Raw genomic sequence first — 23,185 nt, forward strand, 5'->3', positions numbered from 1 at the left:
TCCGACGTGGACACCCTGTGGGACAACATCGAGAAGCTCTCCGCCGTCTGCCGAGCGGCCGGCGCTCACCTCCCCGACGAGGAGCTCAAAGCCCTCCAGGTCGGCAAGGTCGCCGAGGAAGCCGGCGAGGCCATGCACGCCCTCCACGGCCTGAAGGGCCTCACCACCTGCGGCGACGACCACACCTGGTCCGAGGTCCAGAACGACCTGGTCGGCGCCGTCATCGCCGCCCTCCTGGCGATGCACTACATCGACCCCACGGGCGTCCGCACCACCTTCGACGAGATCCTCCACCGCCGGACGCGAAGGGGCAGGGAAGCCAACGCTGCGGCCTGATGGCCTCCTGGGCGCACCGCAAACTGCCGACCCAAGGCTCGGGGCGGCGGTACATAGGCGCCAAGTGCCAGTAGCAGCAGAAGGGCCCGGAGCATCCGTCCGGGCCCTTCTTTTTTCGAGTGGGCCACCCCACGTGAGGCTGCCTAACCCGTGCCGTGCGGCGCGCGGATGGTCGCTGCGCCCCCGAGAAATCAGCCCCTGGCGTTCCACAACGCGGCACTCGCACCGGCTACCCAGCCGCGCATGTAGGGCGGTCGGCTCCACGACTTCAGCCCCCTCCCATCGGGTATGACCGGGCAGGAAACTGGCCAAGCCCACTCCGCCGACTTAGCCGCTGTTCAACCGATCTGCCAGTTCGTCCAGGCGATTCAGACAACGGCGAAGACTCGGCGAATTATGTGCAGCGATCCGTGGGCGCCAGCGAGTCTGGCCAAATTCCCTGATGTCGGACACGTACGTAGGGCCGACACTAGTTCCACTTCTGGGACGCGGAACGAGTCCCTCACGAATATCTCGCTTCCGTGACCTCCTTGCCAGATTAACGAGTTCTTGCTTCGGATCAGCAAGAGCATCTGGATCGAAAGGAATCTTTGCTCGCGACACACCCAGGAAATCAGCAATGGCCTCGCTGTCGGCAAGCAACCAGGACTCAAGTTCTGCCACAGCGACCCGAAATATCATTAATTCGGAGGGTCGCGGCATCCATTTCTGGACTTTGTCAACCACGCACAGGTCGACAGAGTCCAGATCTAGCAAAACAAACCAGGGCGAGAACTTTGCTGCATTATTGTACGCTGGAAGTTTTTTGATGATCTCGGCGCACCCACTACGCCCCTGGAACATTCCGACAGAGAAGCCGCATTCATTCAGAATGGATTTTACAGCCCCTTCATCAGACATGCCTTCCACGACAGCAGTAATTGAGATCATGCTCACCCCACGAAAAAGCTGAGCTGACCAGCTTCATCGGGAGCTGTGAGCCCTTTCAAGATATCCCCTAGCGGAACACCGGCATCCCGCATCGCTTGGAGTTCACCATGTTCCGCGAGTGAAGAAACTGCCGTTCCTTCAGATTCAGGAAGAAGCGCCAATACTTCATCTGAACCAATGCCCGGGTCATTCAGGATTTCAGGTGAGTGAGAACTCACCAAAATCTGCCGACTTGACTTCCTCTGAACCCGGGCAAACATCTGCGGAATATAGCGCACCACCTCAGGATGCAAGGATAGTTCAGGCTCCTCCAGTAGAAGCGGGCCCTTGGACTCCGCCACCGCCCACAGAAGCCCCAGAAGCCTGAGAGTGCCATCCGAGAAGTGGTCTTCCGTCTGCCACGCCCCCTGAGGCCGCCAATGCTGGTACTTTCCTCGCAAATGCGGAACCCCTCGAACGTCAGCCGTTAGCTCAAGCTCTTTTAGCTGCGGGACTGCAACTCGCAAGGAATCGACAATCTTGCGCAAACGCGCATCCCGCGTCGGCTTAGGAGTGCGCGCAATCTGCTCCAGAAAGTCTCCTCCAAACGGATCATTCCTCTTACCTACAGATCGATCAGGGTCCCGAACCAATTGCGGCACGATATGCAAATAGTGGAGACTCGAAAAGAATTCAGAAACCATTCTGAATTCTCGATTGACATTAACTTGCTCAAGATGCGTCTGCTTCAGTCTCTCCGAATCCTTAAGATCACCAACATCTGGGCGCCGTAGCACGTCATTACCTCGATATTGAACATTCTCCGCCTCAATGATCGGGCGCCTATTATTGTCCTGCTTGAACTTAAGTTCATACATCCATTCGTTGGGGGATGCGGCATTTCCGAGCGTCACTCGAAGCGAAATTGAAGGATACCTTCGAGCAGCGAATGACCTGATCATACTGACACCCCCGCGACGAGTAACTGCAGCTTCAAAACCACCTCCCACAGAAACAATTTCCGAAAGAAATCGAAAACAATCCAGAAAATTAGATTTGCCTGCAGCGTTAGGGCCAACCAGAAACATTCGCTGCTGGAGATCGACCGAAAAGCTCGTAAAGTTTCTCCAATTCGTAACTTGTAGACTAGTGAAACGCAAGCTCTTGCGATCCAACGGCTCTAGGATTGACTCTTCTTCGCTCTCGCCCACAGAATCCTCCTATTTTTATGACTCCGTCCACCCATAGCCTATCGCCCTCTACTTATGGCGTCGAGACGTTCAGGGTGAACGACCTTGATGACTCGCGGCATCCTTCCCACATTTTTCTACCGAAGGCCGTCGCTCGCCATAGCCGCGCACAAACCTGTCCGCCCCGAATGAGCGAACGGCACCCATAGGCGCTGGAACCGAGGCGCAAAGCTCGGCACGATCCTGATGGCGCCGAAGACCAACTGCTCGGCGGGATGCCCCACACCCGGTCAGCGGCATCGACCCCTGCCCTGGCCACCCCAGCACTCCCCATGGCCTGGGCCCGCTGCACCGCTAGCTCCGTGCCCCATCCGTGCCCAGCAGAGCGGACAACAGCGGTCAGGTGCAGCTTCCAGAGGCCATGGCGCTCCATGATTTCTCACGGGAAAGTGCATGTCAGAGCCCTATCAGCTGCCCTAGGACCGTTGATTCCCAAGCTCAGAGCGCGAGTTCGCTTCTCGTCACCCGCTCCACGACGAAGGCCCAGGTCAAAGACCCGGGCCTTGTTTGTTGTCTAGGCCGTTCCCTGCCTGACAAGCCTGGCGGTCGAACTAGCCGGCTACGGTCGCCCGGTCAGAGACCGGACGTTCTCCAGCAAGGCGTGCAGCAAGAACGGTGGCTCCGTCGCGACCGTTCGGGTCGTCTCCAGGTACGTTGCCGCATTCTTCCCGTCGACTCCCTCGCCGGCACGAACGAGTTCCTGCCTGCGCTCCTCCCAGGTAGGCCAGTACTGGTCGAGGTGGGTCTCCAGGGTGTCCTCGAATACGGTGTAGCGGCCGGTCGTGTCGTCGGCGGGCTGGGGACTGGGCGTCGCACCGAGGTACTGCAGAAGATTCGCGTTCTTGCTCCGGTTCTTCCTTCCCTGGCGCTCGAACTCCTGCTCCTTCTCCTGCCGCTGCTGCTGCGGGATGAGATGTTGCACCGAGGCCCGCTTGCGCTCCTCCATGCCGGCGTCGCCGTCGAACACGACGTAGCAGGACACACCCAGGGCACTGAAGAGTGCGTCGGAGATCATGAGGTTGTCCTTCCCGTGAACCTCGATGACGCTGATGCCCTCCGCTCCGAGGTTAATCCCCGACCGGTCAGCGCAACCGGTGATCACTCCCGCGTCCCCGCGCCCCTCGACCAAGACCACGGCATGGGCGAAGAAGCCCTCCGCCAGCGCGCCGCTCAGCGTGCCCTCGGTCCTGCTCCTGATCACCTTCTTGTCGACGAGCCCGTCCAAGACTCTGCACAGGTCCCCTTCCGTGGCCTGTACCACTTCGGTGACGGGATGCTCCTCACCGGCAGCGCGGCGCAGGCGCCGAATCTGGTGGTACCCCTTTGGATCGATGAAGACCGGGTTGTGAGTGGCGTACATGACCTGAGTGCACCCCTGCGATGAGGTGGCGACCAGTTCGCGGAGCACCTTCGCGAAGGTCCGCGCCTGAGGAGGGTGCTGGAAGAGCTCGGGCTCCTCGATAGCTAGGCACAACGTCCGAATTCCGTCGGCCGAACGTCTTCGGTCCGCCAAGTACTTCAGCGCGGCAATGATCAAGGCGCGCTGGAAGCCGTGCCCTTGCCGGTGCACCGAGGTTTGAGCAGCACCGTCCCGGATGCTCACCCGGAAGGTCGTTCGGGCGGGCTTCGGAGCCTGCACCGTGGGGGTCACGACCACCTCACGGCCGGTGGTGAACTTGGCGACCTCCGCCGAGAGCGCGGCAGACACCTCGTCCAGCAGAGGGCCGTACACCTTGCTGTGCACTTCCTGCCGGGCCAGATGAGCGTTCTCCTCGATCTCGCCGAGCTGCTCGTTTGCCTGTGAGCGGTCCACAGCGTGGTCGAGGATACGGCCGAGCGCAGTCGCCTTCTGATCGTCGGCCTCCTCGTACGCCCGCAGGTCGGCGGAGACGAACACGAAGTCGATCAGCTGGGCGAGGCGGCTCTGCCCGGCGAAGCCGAAGAAGTGAGTGTCCTCGACCTCTGCCTCGGTGAGACGGTCACGGTTGGCCAACTCCCACGTAAGCATCGCCTCCAGGACCTTGTCCTTGGTCCCGGCGGCCGACAGCCCCAGGCTTGTGTCGCTCTCCCTCAACTGGTCATACGCGCGACGCAGTTCCATGGCCTTCTCGCACTTGCGTACCTCCTCGAACGGCCCGTATGCGAGCGCCTTGCCTGTGATCTTGTCCTCACCGTTGTGCCAGGTGCGCCAGATACTCACGCTCGCGGCGCCGTCAGGCGCGTACCGTCCGAGAGTCTGGCGGTCGTGGTCGGTGAGTCCGTCGAACTCCACCTCCACGGAGATGCGCCCATCCTCAGCTGCCGAGTGGATGTCGTCGTCGCTGAGGGCTACACCCTTCTCGCCGTTGAAGAACCAGTCGAGCGCACGCAGCACCGTGGACTTGCCGACTCCCGTCGGCCCGATGAAGGAGGTGATGTCTTCGAAGGTCACGTCCACCTTGTGCAGACAGCAGAAGTTCTCGATGCGCACGCGCTTGATCTTCACGGTCGTCCTGGCGTTTGGTGCGGACGGGGACTTTGAGTCTCCGTGTGACGTTTGTGGACGCTAGCACCGCCTCTGACACTCAATCAGCCAATTTACTCAGATGAGTGGTTCTTCGGATTGGGACGCCGTCGTCGATGTACGGTCGCGGTAACTTCGTGTGACCCGCCTGTGCCCCGACAGGCTTCGGAAGGATAGGGCTGCAGTCGCACGGCATCCGCCCGTCGCGGAGCGTCGGTCCTCATGGCGTTGCTCGCCCTCCGAGCGACCCTACGGCCCGCGCTGGCCGCGGCCGTGCCATAACGTGCCAGTAGCGCCGGTACACAGCGGTCGACTCGGGCACCGATACGGCGCTCGGATCCGCGTTCTATCTTCCTGTTCCGCAGATCAGATGGCATGTTGATGCCGGAGCACCGGGTGATTCCCAAGCTCAGAGCGCGAGTTCGATTCTCGTCACCCGCTCTTTTGTAAAGCCTCAGGTCAGATGCCTGAGGCTTTGTCGTTATCTGACCCCCTGTAGGGCTGCGTGCCCTCCGCGTGCCCCATCTCGCACGAGGCCCTGCTCGGAGGGCACGTGGCGCACCACCTCGCACCGAAGTGCCTGCCGAGAGGATCGCCACCCGTCTTGGGAATCGCCCCATACGCAGCCGACCGCGTGGCTAGCGTGTGGCCTCATGACCGAAGCCGCACTCTCCAGGACGGACCTCCTGACGCATCTGAACCGCCTGGAGCTACGTTTCGAATCATCCGCTTCCGTGGTCGCATCCGATGCCCATGACGATCCCGCAACACTCGAATGGCACTGCCGCGCCGTTCTGCCCCTGTGGGAGCCGGACGACGACAAAGCCGAGGCCGATAACGCGCGGCTCCTGGCCCCTGGCGTATCGCTGGCCCAATTGTCCCGGGGTGAGCGGCAAGAGTTGACGATCTTCACAATGTCCGGCCTGACGCTGGACCTGTGGCGCATCGGAAACGTCTACGAGTCGCTGGACTCGCGCGACGCCGACTACGAGCACTTCGCACCGATCTTCGACAAGTCAGGGGATCTCGGCCTGCACTCCGATCTGGAGGAGTGCCTGGTGAGTGGTGACCAGGTCGTCATCATCGACCGGGCACGAATCGCACCGGCGTGGCGTGGGCTGGGCGGCGTCGGCCGACTGCTGATCGGCCGTCTGCTCCGCTGGGTCGCAGGCCATGCGGCGCTCGTGGCGACACATCCGTACCCGATCGACATCCCGGTCGGTGAACGGGACGGCGACGCGCGAGAGGCGCGAGAGAAGGCCGTGGTCCAGGGCATATGGCAGTCCTTGGGATTCGCGCCCTTCTGCAAGGACGTGTGGGTGATGCAGCCGTATCTGAGCGCCCATGGCGATGCAGTCGAGCGTCTGGAGGCCGCGCTCGCCCGGCACCTCTGACCCCCGCCTGCACGACAACGCCAGAAGACAGGACAAACAGGTACCGCAATGCGCGAGTTCACCAACCACAAGGCGCGATACACGCTTAGCGTTCTTCGCCGCTTCCATCTGGAGACCCTGGATTTCTCCGGAACGCACCCTGGGGCAACGCTGGACGACTTCGAGCGCCACTTGCGGCAGCGAGTAGACGACCTGGAAGCCGAGCTGGAAGCGGGCGAAAGCGCGGCTCAGACTGCCGTCGTCACCAAGCCTCTGTCGGGGCCCCTCGCAGACCCCGAGCGCCAGCGGACGTTCCGCCGACTGCAGGACTCGGAGCTATCTGCAATGGGGCCCGACAGGCAAGCCTGGCGGCAGGAGCGCGAAGCGGTGCTGGCTCAGATCAAAGAGCGGGGGCTGGCGGAGGCTCTCGACTGGGAGTGCCGCGACTGCAGCGCCCCTATTGGGGTCTCCTGTCGTACGAGCGGCGGCAGGTCCAAGAAGCAGCCTCACTTCCTCCGGGCCACCGACGCCGAAGCGCCTTACAACCACGCGTACGGGCTACGTTGAGGGGCGGGTCAGAAGCGGGAACGACAAACGGCGTCCCCGCCGGATCGTAGGAGCGAAAGCCCTGCAACAGAGCTGTCTACCCGCGAACAGACTTGCGCCAATGACCAATTGGGACTGACAGCCGCTGGAGGAGAGCGACCCGCCCCCTCCAGTGTCCCGTCAAACAAGCCTCAGCACTGGGCGACTATCTGGCATCCCTAGCAGCTCACGCACTCTCGCCGGCTTCCACGCAAGTTCCGCAGCAAGCGAACGTATCGTCACCCGGCTACGGCAGGAGGACCCCGAACTGGCCGAACGGGTCGTCGAGGGCTCCCTGACCCTGGCACGCGAGGTTCCGCAGACGCTGATAGGCCCGGTACTGCTTGCGCTGAATACCGTGCACACGGTCCCCGAGCCCGAGGAGTGCCTCGTTCACCGCGCTCACCAGAACCGCCGTCGACGTGCCCTGGGCATCCTCCGCCGCGCGAGCACCGCCCGGCCGCAAGGGCACAGACCATCGGCGCGGAATCGTGCCCCCCGCTGGGTGACATCCAGCACCGACCGGATTAGCCGATCAGGCAGCCGCCTCGCCTACACGGCGGTCCACAGTGAAACTGCACCTGCACCCCTTAGCCAGTCTCCAGACCGGACGAGGCGCTCTCTCGTCACGCCCGGCGTGCCGCCCCATCAGGCCACACGACGTCTACACCCAGCCCCGCCGCTCGCGCCTCCTCGACGGTGTCAGCGGTGCCCCCGCCTTTGCCCGACGGCGGAGTTCCGTCCCACACCGCGACAAGCCGGTCCGCACGCGTCAGCAGTTCGCTGTTCGCCGCCTCGTACGCCGCCCGATTCGCTGTCTCATGAGGCAACGTCACCACGTCCGCGGCAGTCTCAACGAGGTGGTCGAAGACCGCCGCATGGTCGGGCTTCACTTTCTTCGCCCGGTAGTCCCGGGAGGGGATCACGACGACAAGCCGGCCACCGATCGCAATGACTTCCTCCGCGAACAACGCGTCGGCCCCGGCGGCGATGCACGACACCCCGGTCAAATCCCCGCGGTAAGACTCCAGTAGGTGACGTAGTGCGGACCGTACGAACGGCACGCTCTCCTCGGTCAGGTCCATGTGTCCGGTCACGGCCAGCGTCGTCACGCCGCTCTCCTCAGCTCGACAGCAGGTCGCGGATACTATCGCGCGCCTCGCGCACTGGCCGCGACGCCTGGTGGCCCACGGTGTACGGGTAAAGCTGCCCGAGCTGCGTACGGACCCGGCCGGACTGGGTGAGCCTCGCGGCGGCGACCGCGCGGTGGGTCTCCTCCGCGCCGCCGCCGACGTCCCCGACGAGGAAACGGCACTCGGCGAGGCCGATCCGGTCGAGCGCATGAGAGCGGCCTGCTTCCGGGCCACGCGAAGAGAGCGCCGTACGGATTTCATCGGCCGCCCGTTCCGCGTGCTGCCGGGGATCCTGACGCGCGAGATCGAGCAGTCGGCCGCCGGTGACTCCCGCCAGCTCGGCCTCACCGAAGTAGGCGATCCAGTATGGCTCTTCTTCACTGGAGGACGCGTCGGCGAGGGCTTCGGCCGCCTTCGCGGTGGCCCGTTGGAATCCGGCGGTGCGGCCCTGTGCGGCGTACGCCCACGCCTCGCGCGTGTGGAGCATGGCCCGCACGCGAGGCCCGATCACGTCCCGGGCACCTTCCTGAGCAAGCTGGATGAGCTGAAGCGCGTCGTCCGGGCGATCACGGTAGAGCATCTGACGGGCCATGCCGGCAAGGACGTTGGCACCGAACACCGGGTCGGCACCAGCGTGCGCCGATCGCAGAGCCAGGCGGTAGTACTCCTGCGCCCGTCGGTGGAGACCGCTGTCCCATGCCATGGTCGCCGCGGTTCCGGCGAGCTGCGCCATGATCCGGTAGAGGCGCGTCTCCACCTCGGGTGCCTGGTGCTCGTCGAGCGCGCCGGCCACCTCAGAAAGCTGCCCGAGGACCGCCTTGCGGCGGAGCCCGCCGCCGTACCGATGGTCCCATTGCCGGAACGCGCGTGCGGTGGTCTCCAGTTCGTCTGTCTCGCGAAGTCCGAGTCGGCCACGCCGGGCCGGTGCGGCCAGTACGGCAGCCGGCTGGAGCCAGCCCTCCAGGGATTCGAGCAGCGCGCCGCCGGTTACAGCCGCTCCGGCAAGGGCGCGCGTGATTGCGCGACGGTCCATCACGAGATCGCTCCTCGTCAGGTCTGCTGCCAGGTCGATTGTGGCATCCGGCCTCCACGGGACCTCGCTGGCTGCCGATCGTGCGCCCGGCGACTCTGGCGGGAGCTGGGTCTGCTGCTGGTGCTCCCAGGGGCGCGGTGCGAGCCCGAGCATGTGCCCTGGGATGCGTAGTCCGTCGGCGATCCGCCGCACCACGTCGAAGCTGGTGACGCGCTGGCTGCCGCTGGCGATCGTGGACACCTTGCCGGGGGTGAGTTGGCAGGCGGACGCGATGCGGTTCTGGGAAAGACCGCCCCACTTCTTGATCAAGGTGAAGACGGCCGCGAAGTCGTGCTCCGCGAGGGCTGCTCGTACGTCTGCTCTGTCGAGAACGTCGGGGGCGAGCGGGCCAGGTGTCGTGGCGTCCATGTGAGCCGGCCTCCAGGGTGATCCTACGCACGCGAGCGCGTCTTGCTGGGGCGTCAACGAGTGTATTACCGCCTCGGTAACCCCCGCCGGTCATCCCGCAGTTGCGCGTTCCGGTCGAACCTGATTGCACAACGCACAAACCGACGAGCCGGGGAGCACGCCATGGACGAGACCACTTATCCTGCGATGCAGAGCACGGTCCCGCTCGACATCTCCACGATGACCGCCGCTGCAGCCGCCCTGCTCAACGACGGCGCCGAGGCTCCCTCCGGCGAGGCACTGAGCTCGCTCACGCTCCAACTTCGCGGGCACCTCAACCTGCTCATCCCGGAGTTGGCACAGCGGTGTGACGTAGCTGGGCCACGAAACGTGGCGTGTGCCCAAGCGGGAATCGGCGAAGCCCGGCGGCGTCTGGCGGCCGGCCCCTGCTCGCTCGGACCTGTACGGCACGCCACGCTTCTCGCCCGCTCAGTCGATGAGCTGTGCCGCCACTTTCAGCGCCTGGCGATACCCGGATGAAGATCATGACTTCCTGGATCAGCGCCGAGGTCTGCACGGTGCCGGGCAGTGGCGGTAGTAGACCAACAGCACAACGCCTTGCCCCGCACGGCCGACAGCGGAACTGGGCGACCGCTGCGGCAGGCGACGGCGACGCCAGAAAAACGCGACCCGTGTCCCGGTGAGGGCTCGGCCCTGGACGAACTCGGAGGGAATTCCTATGCGTCGGACGCCTCTGACACACCGCGCTACCGCCCTCTTCTCCCGGTGTTTACCGGCCCGCCTCGACACGATCCCCGCGGGTAGCGACACGGCGACTTGGAGAGGGCCGATGAGGAGTGCGCACAGTGCGATGTCGTTCGATGCCGATCCGAGGCGCGTGAAGGCCGCGCGTCGGATGACGGCAGCTGTGCTCGGAAGGGCCGGCGTCAGGGACCGGGACGTGGTCGGGACGGTGCAGCTGCTGGTCAGCGAGATCGTCACCAACGCCATCGTCCACGGCAACGTCAACTCCATCTTTTTTCAAATTACTTGTGACACCTCCGGTGACGTTCTGATCGAGGTCGATGACCACTCGTCCGGCGCTCCGGAGGTACGGGAGGCGGGTCCGGACGACGAGGGCGGACGCGGCATGCAGCTCGTCACCTATCTCGCCAGCGACTGGGGCCGTAAAGGCACCTGCACGTGGTGCACATACGCCGTCAGGCGCTGCTGATGCGCTCCTCCCCTACTGGCCTCGCCGAGATCAGCCGACCCGTACTACCGCCGGCCGGGCAGTGGTCGCCAACCGTCGATGCTGAGGGCCTGGCTCGTATCGCCTGCCTGCTTCGTGATGTGAAGCCGTTGGAGGAGATCGTGGACGACGTCGGTGACGTCCTGGGCGACCAGAACCCCCGCGAGAGCGAGTTCGGAGAGATCGCCGAGCGCTTGCGCGCCGATCTCATGCAGCTCGTCGCCATCGCCAACCCCGCTGGCGACGGGGACGCCCAGGTGCGCGGTCTTCTTCGGCGTGCACACACACTGCACCCCGAGATCCTGCCGGGTGGCTACCGCCAGGCCCTCGGCCACCTTCGACGAATGGCTGGGGTCGTCAACGACCTGCTGGAACGGCTCGCGGAGACCAAGAGCGTCAAGGAAATCGCATGACAACCTCCCGCTTCCAGCAGCCCCCATGCCGCGAGTCCTCCCCCCTCCACAGCCCACGCAGAAACCTCCAACCCCGTTGTAACCAATGCCGGTTACCCACCACACCACACACCCAGGAGCAGATGGATGAGCAGGTTCAAGCGCAACGTCGGTACCGCCGGCATCGGACGGCGTGTCCGTCCGCAAGAACAAGTCATCGGCCGCAGCAACACCCAATGCGAACGGCAACCGCGCAGAACGCCGAGCCGCCGCCAAGAAAGACAAGACGGACAAGACGGACAAGAAGAAGTAGCTCAGCACACCCGCCGAACCCGCTCTCGCTCCCCTCACAACCGGGGGCACCGACAACCAACGACACAGGAGTCCCGTTGTCACGCCGCGCCCCATCCCACGTGGTCGCCGTCCGAGCCAAGGTCGTGGCATCACGGACGAATTCGGCCGCCCGCTCCAAGGACGCCGAACCGACCGCCGTCCTTGGCCACGAATGCAACGTCAACGCCGAATGGCAGCGCTTCTGATGTCCCAACTCTTAGCGTTCGTGGGTCACCGTGCCGGCATGGGCCAGACGTTCTGCCGTGTGCTCCAGCTCGACGCTGTGCGAGCCCTTGACCAGGACGATGTCCCCGGGCTGGATCAGGTCGCTAGCCAGGGTCAGGGCGTGGTCGCGGTCGCGGGCGGCCACCACCTCCAACTGCGGGTTCTCCTGCTGGGCGGCGTCGGCCATCGTCCGCGCGTCGTCGTCGCCGACCGCGATGAGTACGTGGATGCCTGCCGCGGCGGCGAGACGGCCGACGTGGCGGTGTTCGTCGCTTCCGTCGGCGCCGAGTTCCTTCATCTCTCCCAGGACCGCGATGGTCCGGCGCCCGTCCGCCATGGACTTCAGGGTGCTGAATGCCGCCTTCATCGAGTCGGGGTTCGCGTTGAACGCGTCGTTGATGACTCGCACTCCGTCGGGCCTGTCGGTGACCTCCATGCGCCCCGACGCCACCAGGACCGCGCGGGAGAGCGCCGCCGCCGTCTTCTCCACGCCGGCGCCCAGCCCGATCGCGACGGCGGCGGCAGCAAGTGCGTTCGCCACGTGGTGCTCGCCGTAAAGGGACAGGTCGACCCGCGCCTTGGCGCCGGTGGCCGTCAGGGTGAACGAGGCCCGGCCCGAGGTGTCGAGGGCGACGTCCACGGCCCTCACATCGGCCTCGTTCTCGATACCGAAGGTGAGCACCCTGGCGCGGGTACGCGACGCCATGGCGGCGACCAGCGGATCGTCGGCATTGAGGACAGCCAGTCCGTCCGCCGGAAGTGCTTCGACGAGTTCGCCCTTGGCCTTCGCGATCTGCTCACGGCCGCCGAACTCGCCGACGTGGGCGGTCCCCACGTTGAGGACCAGGCCGACCGTGGGCGGGGCGATGCGTGTCAGGTGGGTGATGTGGCCGATGCCACGGGCACCCATCTCCAGCACGATGTAGCGAACGCCGCGGCTCAGGTGCGTCACCGTCAGCGGCATACCGATCTCACCGTTGAACGACTTCGCCGTCGCGATCGTCTCACCGAGTTCGGGGAGTACCTGGGCGATCAGGTCCTTCGTGCTGGTCTTGCCCGCCGAGCCGGTCAGCCCGATCACGGTCGCTTCCGGCACGGCGCCCAGCACGGCGCGGGCCAGTGCCGCGAGCGCGTCCAGCACGTCATCGACGACCACGGCCGGGACACCGACGGGACGGGTGGCGAGGACCGCCACCGCACCGGCTTTCACCGCATTCACCGCGAAGGCGTGCCCGTCTGCCTGCTCACCAGGCAGCGCGGCGAACAGTCCACCGGGCTCGACCGTGCGTGAGTCGACGACCGCGGGCGCCGTCATCAGCACGGAGGAATCCGGTACGTCACACAGACGGCCGCCGACGGCGGTCGCGACGGCTTCGAGCGAAAAAGGGATCACGTAACGAACTCCGCATCAGCAGGACTTGCCCGGCACGGCAGACAGCCGCTCGGCTCAGTCCTCCGACCGTAGCGCCTTCACCGGCCGGCACATCCGAGACCGGCCAGACCACCCCGAAACAGGAGCACTAACTGATGACGAAGCAGTCTCTCGAACCCGCCGCCCGAATCGCCGTCGTGTCCGGCGGGAGGTCCACCGAACGGGAGCGGTCTCTGTTGTCCGGCCGCGCCGCCCAGGAATCCCTCGCCCGACAGGGCTACAGCACCACGCTGCTCGACGCCGCCGACACCACCTTCACCGACCAGATCCGCAGCGCCGACGTCGCGTTCCTGGCCATCGCCGGACAGTACGCCGAGGATGGCAAGCTCCAGGGCTTACTGGAATCTCTCAACATCCCCTACACCGGCTCGGGCGTGACGGCGTCCGCCATCGGCATGCACAAGACGCTCGCCAAGACCGTCGCTGCCGCCGCCGGCGTTACGGTCCTGCCGTCCGTGGTTCTCCCGCCCCGCGACCGCGACACGATCACGCAGGCCATCACCGGCATGATCGCCTTCCCGCTGATTCTCAAGCCCCTTTCCGAAGGCGGCAGCATCGGAATGACGGTCTGTCATGACGACGTCGAACTCGCCGCAGCGCTGTCCGGGGTGAGGGCCGACGACGGCTGGTTCGCCGAGCCGTTCACCACGGGCACACCGGTAACCTGCGGCATCCTGGAGGTCGAAGGCACACCCGCGGCGCTGCCGCCGCTGGAGACCCTGCCTGTCGGCGCCGAGTTCTACGACTACGCCACCAAGCGCGACAAGGACAGATACCGCTACCGGTGCCCGGCCGAACTCCCGGCCACCACCCTCGACGCGATCACCGACGCCGCGCTCACCGCGCACAGAGCCCTCGCTTGCACCGGATACTCCCGCTCCGACTTCATCATCACCCCGGGCGGACCGGTCTGGCTGGAGATCAACACCCTGCCCGGCCTCTCCCGCACCGGGAACCTCGCCACCATGGCGGACGCGGCGGGCATCGACTACGACCAACTCGTGCGCACGATCCTCGCCACCGCCACCACCCACGCGGGGTACCGGCCATGACCGAGCTGACCGCTCGCGACGTCGAGGACGCCGCCGCCAACCTCGCCCCGGTCGCCGCCCGCACCCCGGCCCTCTCCGCGCTCTCCCTCGACCAGGCCGCGGGCTGGCCGGTCGTGTGCAAGGCCGAAAGCCTCCAGCGCACCGGCAGCTTCAAGTTCCGCGGCGCCTACCACCACGCCTCATCCCTCCCCAAGGCCGAACGCGCCGGGGGCCTGATCGGTGCCTCCTCCGGGAACCACGCCCAGGCACTCGCCCTCGCCGGCCGGCTCCTCGAAGTGCCGGCCACGGTCGTCATCCCCGCCGACGCCCCGGCCCCGAAAGTCGAAGGCATCCGCGCGCTGGGCGGCAATGTCGTCACCTACCGCCGGGACTCCGAGAACCGCGACGCCCTCGTCTCCGAGATCGCCGCCCGTGACGGCCTGGCCGTCGTCCCGTCGGCGAACTCCCGGCACGTCATGGCCGGAGCCGGGGCCGCCGCGCTGGAACTCCTCACCGACCACCCCGAGATCGAGACACTCGTCGTCCCCGTCGGCGGCGGCGGCCTTGCCGCCGGAACCGCCACCATCGCCAAGCACCTCCACCCCGGCATCAAAGTCATCGGCGTGGAACCGCAGGAGGGGGCCGACACGCTGCTTTCCCTACGCTGCGGCCAGCGCATCGCCCTGCCCGACGTACCCGCCACCATCGCCGACGGCCTCGGGCACAACAGCCCCTCACCGCTGACCTGGGCCGTCAACTCCCGGCTCCTCGACGCCGTCGTGACCGTCACCGACCGCGACATCACCACCGCCATGGCGTTCGCGTTCCGGCACCTGAAAGTCGTAGCCGAACCCAGCGGCGCCTGCGCCCTCGCCGCCGTCCTTGCCGGCCTCGTCCCCCACGAGTCGGGGATGATCGGGGTGGTGATCTCCGGCGGTGGTGTGGACCTGCCCACCTTCCACCGGCTGATCAGCCAGAGCGCCCACCGGAAGGAACCCTCACGTGCCCGATGACCACCCGTTCCCCACGATCACCCAGTACGCCAGCCCGGACCTGATCGCCGCCTTCGCCTACGAAGGCCGCGCACACGACGCGGATCCCCGCTGGCCCGAATCCGGCGCCCCCGACATCAACACCTACGGCCGATGGTGCGGCCACATGTGCGGCATCGCCTGCCTACGCATGGCACTCCTCGCCCGCACCGGCAACGCACCCACCCTCTTCGAACTCCTCGACGGAGCCCGCAAATACGGCGCGTACACCGAAGACCCGGACACCGGAACGATCCACGGCCTGATCTACGCCCCCTTCGTCCAGTACGTACAGGACGTTCACCCTCTGCGCGCAGAGGTACAACCCACCCTGACGGTGCCCGACCTTCTCTCCCTCCTCGACGACGGGCGCCTCGTCATGGCCTCCGTCCACAAGGAGATCCGCCGCCCCGAGAACCCAGCCCCCGGCAAGGGCGGCCACCTCGTCCTCGTCACCGGCCGCCAAGGCGACACGGTGCACTTCCGAAACCCCTCCGGCCACACCGACCAAGCGCGGACCGCGAACCTGCTCGTAACCGAGTTCGCCGAATTCTTCGGCAACCGCGGAGTATCCCTGGCCTAACATCACCAACTGATGCCAGCCACGCGGGCACAGCGTCAGAGAGCAGTCGTGCGGCCAACTGCATGGGACGTTATTACTGGTCGACCGGGCATCCTGGGCGCGAGCCGTGACCCCTGACGACGTAGCTTCGTGGCGCTGCAGCGCGATCCGTCCGTTGGAATTCATCAAGCTTCGCCTCACAAAGAGGGCGCGAACTTACCCGCGAATCACGCCCATGATCTTTGCAGAGCCCGAAACTGCGCCGCATGGGCGGATGGAAAGCCGTCAAGAATGGGTTTGAAATTACTGGCGGAGATGCGTTTTCCTGGTTCGCGGATTATTCGCGCCGGCATGCTTCCTTGGACGTTTTCTGAAGGAAATCGAGGAAGTATTTAGTCTCGCGCTCGTAGAGTCGATCGTTTGTCGCGGTAGGGCGCAGAATTGGAGATCGGACGGTCCCGTCCGATCTCCACGACGACGGTCTTCGATCCGGATAGAGATGTCAGGTCGGTCTCACAACAGCGACCCACTCCTCGGGCCGTCGCCATCCGTGGGCTGTCGCCCGGACTGCCGAGCCACCAAATCTTCCAGGCTCGACTGGGGCTACTTCGGTTGCGGACATCAGTGACGGCCGATCATAACCGTGCATGTTGCATCGAATCCCTCATCGTTGCGGACAGACATGATCAGTGCTGATCTAGCGGTGTGGCCGGCTCACTGGCGGGGGAGCGTATCCCGGCGAGGACCTCGCTACTCCCCAGTCGATCCTCTTCACCGCCGATATCGCAGTGCCGCTTGTCCAAGCACCGCATATCGTCCCTGCCCAGCAGAAAGCAGCACTTCCCATGACCGAGATCTCTACGGCAGAAGTAGTCAGGCCAACCCTGTCTTCCCTCATGGGCGTACGTCCGCGAAGTGCCGCAAACGGGTCACGCGGCTTCGGGGGTGAGCCGGTAGCCGCCCCGTACGAAGTGGGTGGCGCTCGCAGCCAAGCTTCCTCATTGGATTCTTTGCCGCACTTCGAGTTCGAGACGTGCGGGCTCACGGCCGACGCACCACTCAACATCAGTTACGTGCGGGCTACCGGCCGCATCCGTCTCCGGTGGGACCCGCAACACATCAGCCGAGATCAGGCAGACATGCTTCTCGCCTTGTGTGCCGTTGACACGGGACTCGTCCCCGAGGACTCAACCGTTCCCACAACGGAGCCCTACAACCCGCCCACCGAACCGGAACACGCGGCGGCAATTCGGACCGCAGGGGCCGACGGCGCGATTCTCAAGGCGTACCTTTTCGCTGACGAGGACGATGAGGCATCTGATGGACCACGGATCGCGATTTATAGCGAGTGCGGGACCGACGACGAACTCGATCTCGCAGCTACGGATCAATTGATCGCTGATCTGCTGGTTTTCACCGGTGACCTCCGGGCGATGCGAAGCGTACTCGCGGTCGACGCCTTGAAGACTTCACCGCTGCAACAAACAGCACTTCCGGCGAAGCGCGAGTGGACGATCATGACCGAAAATGGGATCAGGGCACAGGGCTATCTCCCCCTGTGGGCCGAAGATGATCCGAGTGAAGAAGGTGTCCCTTTCCGCAAGTTGCGGCTCAAGACGACTGACGTGACGCACACCAAGTACTTCCCCGGTCAGCTGATGACCGTGAATGCCCCTGACGAGGGCCACCGAGAGATCTACGAAGAAGAGGTGTTCCGCCCCCAGATCTCATGCCGGCCTTCCGACGACGATGCAGCAGAACGGATGCCGCACGCCATCGTGACGGTTATCCAGGACCACATCATTGAACACTTGGACCCGCAGGGAGTCACTGACCTAGCAACGAAGTTGAAGGCGCAGGCCCGCAGGCTCGACCAGGTCTCACGTGAACTCGCGGTGGCCCGCGCCGACTGGGCCGCAAAAGTACACACTCGCTAATGACCACGATGTCCACCACAACGGGTGGGAACCACTGCGCAGTGACCGTCGGGCGCACCCGCGCCAAGGAATGACGTTTCGTGAGGAGTGCCCGACCACTTGTGGAGGCGCGTCAAGTCGCTCCATGGCCCATCGGATACGTCCACAGCAAAAGCTCTCACAACGAGTCGTGCGCCCAGGTGAGCTTCCAGAGGGCCGCCATACCGATCCGCCTCACTCAGCAGATTGGCCCGGACGCTGGTGCTTCGTTGCCCTTGTGGTGAGACATTCGGGTCGAGAAGCGTTGAATGCACCGTGATGGTACGGGACATGGGGTGGGCTTCGCCTTCGGGCGGCCGGCCCGTCTCAGATGTCGCCCGCCGGGCCTTTGGTGTTTCTGCGTGCCGAGCGGTTCACGGGCACATTGCGTCTGCGGTTTCCACCGAAGCGCCAGTTCAGGGATGGATTGCGTGCCAGTGCCGTTAGCGTGTCTGCGGCTTGCGTCGTCTCATAGTGGTCCCTACCGAGCGCATCGCGGCGAGCGACGAGCACCTTCCTCATCTCGGCACGAGCCACCGATAAAGAGCCCAGGACCGCCCAGCAGAGGGCCCAGTTGTAGTGAGTGCGGAGGGTGGAAGGGTGCCGTGCGCCCAGGTTGCGTTGCTCCTCCTCGAGGATCTGGCGCCATCCTTGATGGGCTTCCACATGCCGGCCGCGCTGCGCCGCGATGTGTACCCTCTCGTGCCGGGTGGAGAGTAGATCGGTGAGAAGACCCTGTAGGCCCTGTGTCCCGTACTCCTCCTCCACCTCGCTGAGGATCGGCTCGGCCAGATCGACTTCCCCGATTTCCACCAGAATCTGGCCCACCTGGTGGCGAGTCTGTAGTGTTTTGTGATGGTCCTTCCCCAGCAGATCCTGCTCGGCCAGCCAGATGTCCATGAAATCCGTGAAGGCCCTGATTGAGTTTCCCCGCAGGCTTTGGATGGACGCGATGTCATATCGGGTGACCAGGACTGACGGGTGCCAGGTGGGAAGGAAGGAGCGCTGCTGCCGCAGCACCTCCGACAGGACAGTGAGTGCTTGGTCGAGATGGCCGCGATGCCACAGAATGACGCCTAGTTCGTGGCGAATGATGGCCCGGCTGAAGGGCGCGGGCTCCAGTCGATCCGAGGACTCGATGGCTCGACGGGAGTGCTTCTCCGCCTCGTCGAGATGCCCGGACTGACGCAGAATGGTGGCAAGGTGATGATGGGCCTGCATGCCGAAGTATGGGAGGTGCGGCTTGCTGTCCATCTCCGCGCACAGCTCGCGTGCCATTTTCTCTCCCGACTCCAGGGAGCCGCGCTCCGAATGGATCGCGACAGCCAGCGCGCGGGCCGCATGAAACTCAACACTGTCTGCTCCGATGAAACAGTCGGCCAGGCGGCACGCCGCCCCGGCCATGGTGTCGGCCTCATCCAGGCGCGACATGTTCCAGGCCCACTCCGCCGCGTTGAGTTCGACCAGATAACGGATTCGGTCATTGGGGGTGAAGGCGGCCAGTCGCGCACGAAGAGCCATGGCGGACCTGTACGCGATGTCGTACCGGCCGACCATCCTCAAGTAACGACTCAAGTACATATGCGTATCGACAACGGCCTCGAACAATTCTCCAAATAACGGAGGGAGTCGCCCGGCCACCGCCATCATGTGAGCAACGGCGAGGGGCCATTGGGCGGCGCTATCCTGGTCATCGGTGTCTCGCAGAGCTCCGAGGCAGCGGACCGCAGCAGCCCAAGTACGGGCACGATGAGGGGAAAGTTCCAGATGCACCGCGTTCACTTCGGCGACCAGCGGGTGCACAACGACGCACTGGCGTTGGCGCACGTCGCCCATCCAGCGGTAGACCGCGTTGGCCTCCACGGAAAGCCCCTCGGAATTCTCGTCGGCGATGTCGATCAGGCCGACGGTACTGAGAGCGTTCAGCGCACGCTCCACAAGGAGGCTGTCCCAGCCGCCGCTATCCGAACCGTGGGTTCTTCCAAGCACTTTGGGCGACAATAGGGCCACTGGTACAGGCCGGGATGCCCAGCACGACAGGATCCGCATGATCGGCCTGACCTGAGGGATTCCCTGCTGCTCCAGCGCATCCAGGGAAACCTCCCAGGTCTGCATGACCAGACTCCGAGCGTCTTCGATCGTGGACGAATGCGGGGAAGTGGTGGCGGCCCGATCAACCACATTCGGGAAGTCACGGTCGAGCGCCTGGCGGAAGGCCGTGAGATCGCGGATGGGAGAGAGAGGCTGCGCCACGCAGAGTCCGGCGGCCCGCAAGGCGAGAGGCACTCCGCCCAGCCGCTCGGAGAGTTGGCGCGCGGCGCCGCGTTCCGCAGGATCCGGTGCGGTGCTGCCGGATAGGGCGAGAAGCATGTCTGCGCCGGCTTCAGGGTCAAGCGGGCCGAGCCTCATCAGTCGTGCCCCGGGTGGCCACACGTGCCGGTGTGCTTGGCGGGTGGTTACCAGGACCGCCCCGGACGCAGATGGCTCCAGCCAATTGGGCCCCAAGTCCTGCTCGAGCCGCACGGGGTCATCCGCGTTGTCGAAGACCAACAGCCAGGGCCTCTTGCTGGCATGGAGGGCTTCCCAAGCCAGGTCGGCAGTGTTCAGCCCGTCCAGCGGCGCCTCGTCGCCCTCGGCACCCCGTCGGCGGAGCTTCGTTGCGATCTGCCGGAACGCTTCGCTTACCTCAGGCCCGCCGGAGGCGTGAACCCACAGCACCTGCGCTCCGGCTCTCTGCGCGTTGTAGGCAATGGTCAGGGCCAGCGCGGACTTCCCAATGCCGCCTAGACCGCTCAGAACGGTGATGTGGCCCATCAATTCTGCCAAGTCTCCGCCGCCCAGGTCGCGGAAGAGGGTATCTCGCCCGTGCAGTTGCGGCGGCCTGAGATTTACCGGTGGCCGCAGTGATGCTGGAGGGACACTGGGCGATTGGAGGCCACTGAAGTGGACATGCACTGTCCCTGAGTCGAACACGAACTGGTCGCGCCCTGCCTGGATGTTGCTGCCGCCCCCAGTGGACTCCGCGTTCTGCCTGATGTAAATGAGGTCGCCGTTGGGATACCGCATTGCTTACTCCACTTCTCGGGCGCATAGTTTCGCGCGAGCTAGCCTCCTGCACGCGCCCTGCCTGCCCGCCAGTCACAGAGGTCAGCGGCCAACGACGTTGTACTGGTCCCGCCCGGCCTGGAAGTTGTTGCCGTCGTGAGCTTCGGCAGTCATACGGATGCCATTAACTGGCTGTGACTCCCGTGACGTAGCGTCCGCGCCGACCGTGACCAGCGCACGACGCAGGGCCGCGGCGTCCGATTCAACGGACAGTAGCGGCGCGAGGCGTTGCTGCCAGGCGCATGCGAGATCGTGGGCGATCAGAACGTCCGGCGCTCCCCGAGTTAGCGTCGTTCGCGTCGCCTCTAGCTCCGCAGCGATCGCCGTCACCTCGCCAGGGCGCAGACGGGCCCATAGTGCGAGTACAGCGCCTTTGGCGCCATTGAAAGCAGCCGATGCCATAAGGGCCACGACCGTACTTCCCGCCGTCTGAACGAAGACGGACAAATCGTCTTCCATGACTGATCCTGACGTTCGGTCCACACTGATCCGACAACGTATTCTGTTAGTGCGCATCGGATGTTCTGGGCATTGAGCCATTCCGCGCCGTGTCGGCACGGCACCCAATATCACCCCGCCGTGCTACGGCTCGCCGCCGTAGCCGCCAAACTTGTCGCAAGCGAAGAACTCAGCTCACGTTGACAGATCAGAGGGGAGGCCCTGGTGGCGCGGAGAGGCAGGCGCTCGTGGCGCAAAAACAGGCGAGAGCAACCTGATACCGCAACCCCAGCAACTGCCCTCGACCGTCAGCCTCCTCAAGCCCCTTCTCAACCGACATGACCCTCACCCCGCGGACCCAAACAGAACTGCGGATCAGGAGGGCGACCGTGGGGAGCGTTCAGCACACTGTGCCGGATCGGCGACTTGGCCAAGAGCGGCGCTTCGCCGGCGGAGATGGCCATCTGAAATCACTGACTCGTTGACCGGATGGCTCGCTAGAGGTCCCATTTGTGGTCTGTGACATTCTCGCGGCAACTGGCAAGTGACGTTCGTGCAGGTCAGATGGCATTTCCGTCGGGCAAACCGCACCGCTTTGAAGGTCGTGATTATGCGAGCAGCACAGTAGAACCTGCCCTACCTCGTCGAGGCACCCGGCTGAGCTCCGCTCCTGCCTTCGGCCCTCGCCGCGCACCGTCTGCCAACGCGCGCCCATTGCGGTACGTCCGACGCCATGAGACGGGATCCTTAGAGGCCACAGCCAAGGTCAAGACCATGCCTCCGGCAGGGGGCACCCAGATTCCGGGATGGACGGGGCGACATACGCGAGTGCCGGCCCCAGTGCAGCAAGCGACGCGGCCTCCCACCCCAACCACCCTCGTCCCAGGCAGAGCCGAGCAGACGAGTCCCCTGGCGTCCCGGTCGTTCGTATAGTGGCGCGCTCCACCTGAACGCCAGAAACCACGCCCACTCCACGGAGTGTGGCCCGAAGGCGGACGCGATGGCAGCCCAGGTAGTGGTGAGCTTAGGAGGGACTCAGCTCTGAGCCGCCCAGTGGAGGATAAAACTCGTTAAGCTCCCCAGCAATCACTGACAGGATCGGCGGATCTACGCCGACCTTCTGCGCAAGGCTGTGTACGGACTCCCTCAGGTAGGGGTAAATCACAGCCACCCCAATGCGCTGAGTAAATCCAGCTTGGACAGATTCCTCGCTAGGGAGAACTCCGTCAACCGAGAAGTCAGCCACGGCGTCCGCCACGAAACGTGCCTCGTCAGTGCGCAGGTCCAACCGGCAGCGAACCTGTATCTGGCCATCGTCCGCTCTGTACCAGACCCTCATGTTCGGCCCATCGTCGGGTTCCCACTCAGACACCCCGTCGACACCCTTTAGAGCAGCGTGAAGCTCTGAGAACGTGATGCCCAGCAACTCAGCGTTACCGGTTAGCTCAGCAAGCTGTGGGCCGCTCCCTGAGGCATCCGCCTGCTTAGCCGTCACGCGGCCACTCCGGTGGATTCAGTCCATGGCGCCCGCACGTGAGGCTGCGCCGCAGCTCTGTACCTGAGCCGAACGGGCATCTCGGCAGTCTGACGCCAGGTAGGCGAGAGATTAGCTCCAGACGCGTCGATCATCGAGCAGAGTCGCCCACCGACAGCTCTGGCGTAACGCTGCAGAGTCGAGTATCGAGCGTTCCCGCCGACCCGCTCGAAGTCCGAGACGACCGATTGCGTGGTCTCCATGCGGCTGGCCACGTCCTGCTGGGTGAGCCCCCTCCGCCTGCGCAGGACCACCAGCGATTCAACGAGGTCGGCGTAGGCTTCGGCATCGTCAGCAGCAGCGGCGATCGCCGGGTCGTCCGGATCGATACCAAGCAGCTCATCCAACGCAGGTGCCATCACGACCATCTCCCCTCGGCGTGTAGC

At 64.8% G+C, this 23,185-nt stretch carries 21 protein-coding genes; 10 read left to right on the plus strand and 11 right to left on the minus strand.

The annotated features are described in order from the left end of the window. The first annotated feature begins 6 nt into the window (after window positions 1–6). Window positions 7–336 (plus strand): MazG-like family protein, encoded by a 330-nt coding sequence (locus OHS57_RS18045; RefSeq protein ID WP_328582634.1) that lies wholly within the window; start codon window positions 7–9, stop codon window positions 334–336. 327 nt (window positions 337–663) lie between these two features. On the opposite strand, the gene OHS57_RS18050 is transcribed toward OHS57_RS18045, so the two are convergent. The 3 genes from OHS57_RS18050 to OHS57_RS18060 form a co-directional block, all read right to left on the minus strand. Beyond that, the gene (locus OHS57_RS18050; protein ID WP_328582635.1) at window positions 664–1,266 is read right to left on the minus strand and encodes a hypothetical protein; all 603 of its coding nucleotides are present in this window, start codon (window positions 1,264–1,266) and stop codon (window positions 664–666) included. Between the two features lie 2 nt (window positions 1,267–1,268). Then, the gene (locus OHS57_RS18055) at window positions 1,269–2,456 is read right to left on the minus strand and encodes an AAA family ATPase (RefSeq protein ID WP_328582636.1); all 1,188 of its coding nucleotides are present in this window, start codon (window positions 2,454–2,456) and stop codon (window positions 1,269–1,271) included. A 598-nt stretch (window positions 2,457–3,054) separates the two neighbouring features. Then, window positions 3,055–4,980, minus strand: coding sequence for an AAA family ATPase (locus OHS57_RS18060; RefSeq protein WP_328582637.1), 1,926 nt, complete (start codon window positions 4,978–4,980; stop codon window positions 3,055–3,057). 671 nt (window positions 4,981–5,651) lie between these two features. Here OHS57_RS18060 and OHS57_RS18065 point away from each other — a divergent pair. Then, a complete protein-coding gene (locus OHS57_RS18065; RefSeq protein ID WP_328582638.1) occupies window positions 5,652–6,392 on the plus strand; it encodes a hypothetical protein in 741 nt (246 codons plus the stop codon). Window positions 6,393–6,440: 48 nt separating this feature from the next. Further along, window positions 6,441–6,938 (plus strand): zinc finger domain-containing protein, encoded by a 498-nt coding sequence (locus OHS57_RS18070; RefSeq protein ID WP_328582639.1) that lies wholly within the window; start codon window positions 6,441–6,443, stop codon window positions 6,936–6,938. A gap of 265 nt (window positions 6,939–7,203) precedes the next feature. Here OHS57_RS18070 and OHS57_RS18075 read toward each other — a convergent pair whose 3' ends face one another. The 3 genes from OHS57_RS18075 to OHS57_RS18085 form a co-directional block, all read right to left on the minus strand. After that, window positions 7,204–7,353 (minus strand): hypothetical protein, encoded by a 150-nt coding sequence (locus tag OHS57_RS18075; protein WP_328585261.1) that lies wholly within the window; start codon window positions 7,351–7,353, stop codon window positions 7,204–7,206. Between the two features lie 229 nt (window positions 7,354–7,582). Then, window positions 7,583–8,068, minus strand: coding sequence for a hypothetical protein (locus OHS57_RS18080; protein ID WP_328582640.1), 486 nt, complete (start codon window positions 8,066–8,068; stop codon window positions 7,583–7,585). Window positions 8,069–8,078: 10 nt separating this feature from the next. Next, a complete protein-coding gene (locus OHS57_RS18085; RefSeq protein WP_328582641.1) occupies window positions 8,079–9,530 on the minus strand; it encodes a helix-turn-helix domain-containing protein in 1,452 nt (483 codons plus the stop codon). A gap of 162 nt (window positions 9,531–9,692) precedes the next feature. On the opposite strand from OHS57_RS18085, the gene OHS57_RS18090 reads away from it, so the two are divergent. From OHS57_RS18090 to OHS57_RS18100, 3 genes are all read left to right on the plus strand, one after another. Continuing rightward, the gene (locus tag OHS57_RS18090; protein ID WP_328582642.1) at window positions 9,693–10,049 is read left to right on the plus strand and encodes a DUF6415 family natural product biosynthesis protein; all 357 of its coding nucleotides are present in this window, start codon (window positions 9,693–9,695) and stop codon (window positions 10,047–10,049) included. Window positions 10,050–10,380: 331 nt separating this feature from the next. Next, a complete protein-coding gene (locus OHS57_RS18095) occupies window positions 10,381–10,743 on the plus strand; it encodes an ATP-binding protein (RefSeq protein WP_328582643.1) in 363 nt (120 codons plus the stop codon). Next, complete coding sequence (locus OHS57_RS18100) at window positions 10,713–11,174, plus strand: DUF6415 family natural product biosynthesis protein (protein ID WP_328582644.1); 462 nt, start codon at window positions 10,713–10,715, stop codon at window positions 11,172–11,174. The genes OHS57_RS18095 and OHS57_RS18100 overlap by 31 nt, the downstream gene beginning before the upstream one ends. 529 nt (window positions 11,175–11,703) lie before the next feature. Here OHS57_RS18100 and OHS57_RS18105 read toward each other — a convergent pair. Continuing rightward, window positions 11,704–13,104, minus strand: coding sequence for a UDP-N-acetylmuramoyl-tripeptide--D-alanyl-D-alanine ligase (locus OHS57_RS18105; RefSeq protein ID WP_328582645.1), 1,401 nt, complete (start codon window positions 13,102–13,104; stop codon window positions 11,704–11,706). Window positions 13,105–13,238: 134 nt separating this feature from the next. On the opposite strand from OHS57_RS18105, the gene OHS57_RS18110 reads away from it, so the two are divergent. The 4 genes from OHS57_RS18110 to OHS57_RS18125 all read left to right on the plus strand — a co-directional run bounded on the left by OHS57_RS18110 (window position 13,239) and on the right by OHS57_RS18125 (window position 17,704). After that, window positions 13,239–14,195, plus strand: a complete 957-nt coding sequence (locus OHS57_RS18110; RefSeq protein WP_328582646.1) for a D-alanine--D-alanine ligase family protein — start codon at window positions 13,239–13,241, stop codon at window positions 14,193–14,195. After that, on the plus strand, window positions 14,192–15,187 hold the full coding sequence (locus OHS57_RS18115; RefSeq protein ID WP_328582647.1) for a threonine/serine dehydratase: 996 nt from the start codon (window positions 14,192–14,194) through the stop codon (window positions 15,185–15,187). The genes OHS57_RS18110 and OHS57_RS18115 overlap by 4 nt, the downstream gene beginning before the upstream one ends. Continuing rightward, window positions 15,177–15,788, plus strand: a complete 612-nt coding sequence (locus OHS57_RS18120; RefSeq protein WP_328582648.1) for a C39 family peptidase — start codon at window positions 15,177–15,179, stop codon at window positions 15,786–15,788. The genes OHS57_RS18115 and OHS57_RS18120 overlap by 11 nt, the downstream gene beginning before the upstream one ends. An 824-nt stretch (window positions 15,789–16,612) precedes the next feature. Beyond that, complete coding sequence (locus OHS57_RS18125) at window positions 16,613–17,704, plus strand: DUF6907 domain-containing protein (RefSeq protein ID WP_328582649.1); 1,092 nt, start codon at window positions 16,613–16,615, stop codon at window positions 17,702–17,704. A gap of 345 nt (window positions 17,705–18,049) precedes the next feature. Here the strand turns inward: OHS57_RS18125 and OHS57_RS18130 are convergent, their stop codons facing one another. From OHS57_RS18130 to OHS57_RS18145, 4 genes are all read right to left on the minus strand, one after another. Then, window positions 18,050–20,788, minus strand: a complete 2,739-nt coding sequence (locus OHS57_RS18130; RefSeq protein WP_328582650.1) for a tetratricopeptide repeat protein — start codon at window positions 20,786–20,788, stop codon at window positions 18,050–18,052. Between the two features lie 81 nt (window positions 20,789–20,869). Continuing rightward, window positions 20,870–21,286 (minus strand): hypothetical protein, encoded by a 417-nt coding sequence (locus tag OHS57_RS18135; protein ID WP_328582651.1) that lies wholly within the window; start codon window positions 21,284–21,286, stop codon window positions 20,870–20,872. A gap of 1,003 nt (window positions 21,287–22,289) precedes the next feature. Then, window positions 22,290–22,760, minus strand: a complete 471-nt coding sequence (locus OHS57_RS18140; protein WP_328582652.1) for a hypothetical protein — start codon at window positions 22,758–22,760, stop codon at window positions 22,290–22,292. Continuing rightward, window positions 22,757–23,158, minus strand: a complete 402-nt coding sequence (locus OHS57_RS18145; RefSeq protein ID WP_328585097.1) for a helix-turn-helix domain-containing protein — start codon at window positions 23,156–23,158, stop codon at window positions 22,757–22,759. The genes OHS57_RS18140 and OHS57_RS18145 overlap by 4 nt, the downstream gene beginning before the upstream one ends. Window positions 23,159–23,185: the final 27 nt, after the last annotated feature.

This window comes from Streptomyces sp. NBC_00370, assembly GCF_036084755.1.
Taxonomy (GTDB): domain Bacteria; phylum Actinomycetota; class Actinomycetes; order Streptomycetales; family Streptomycetaceae; genus Streptomyces.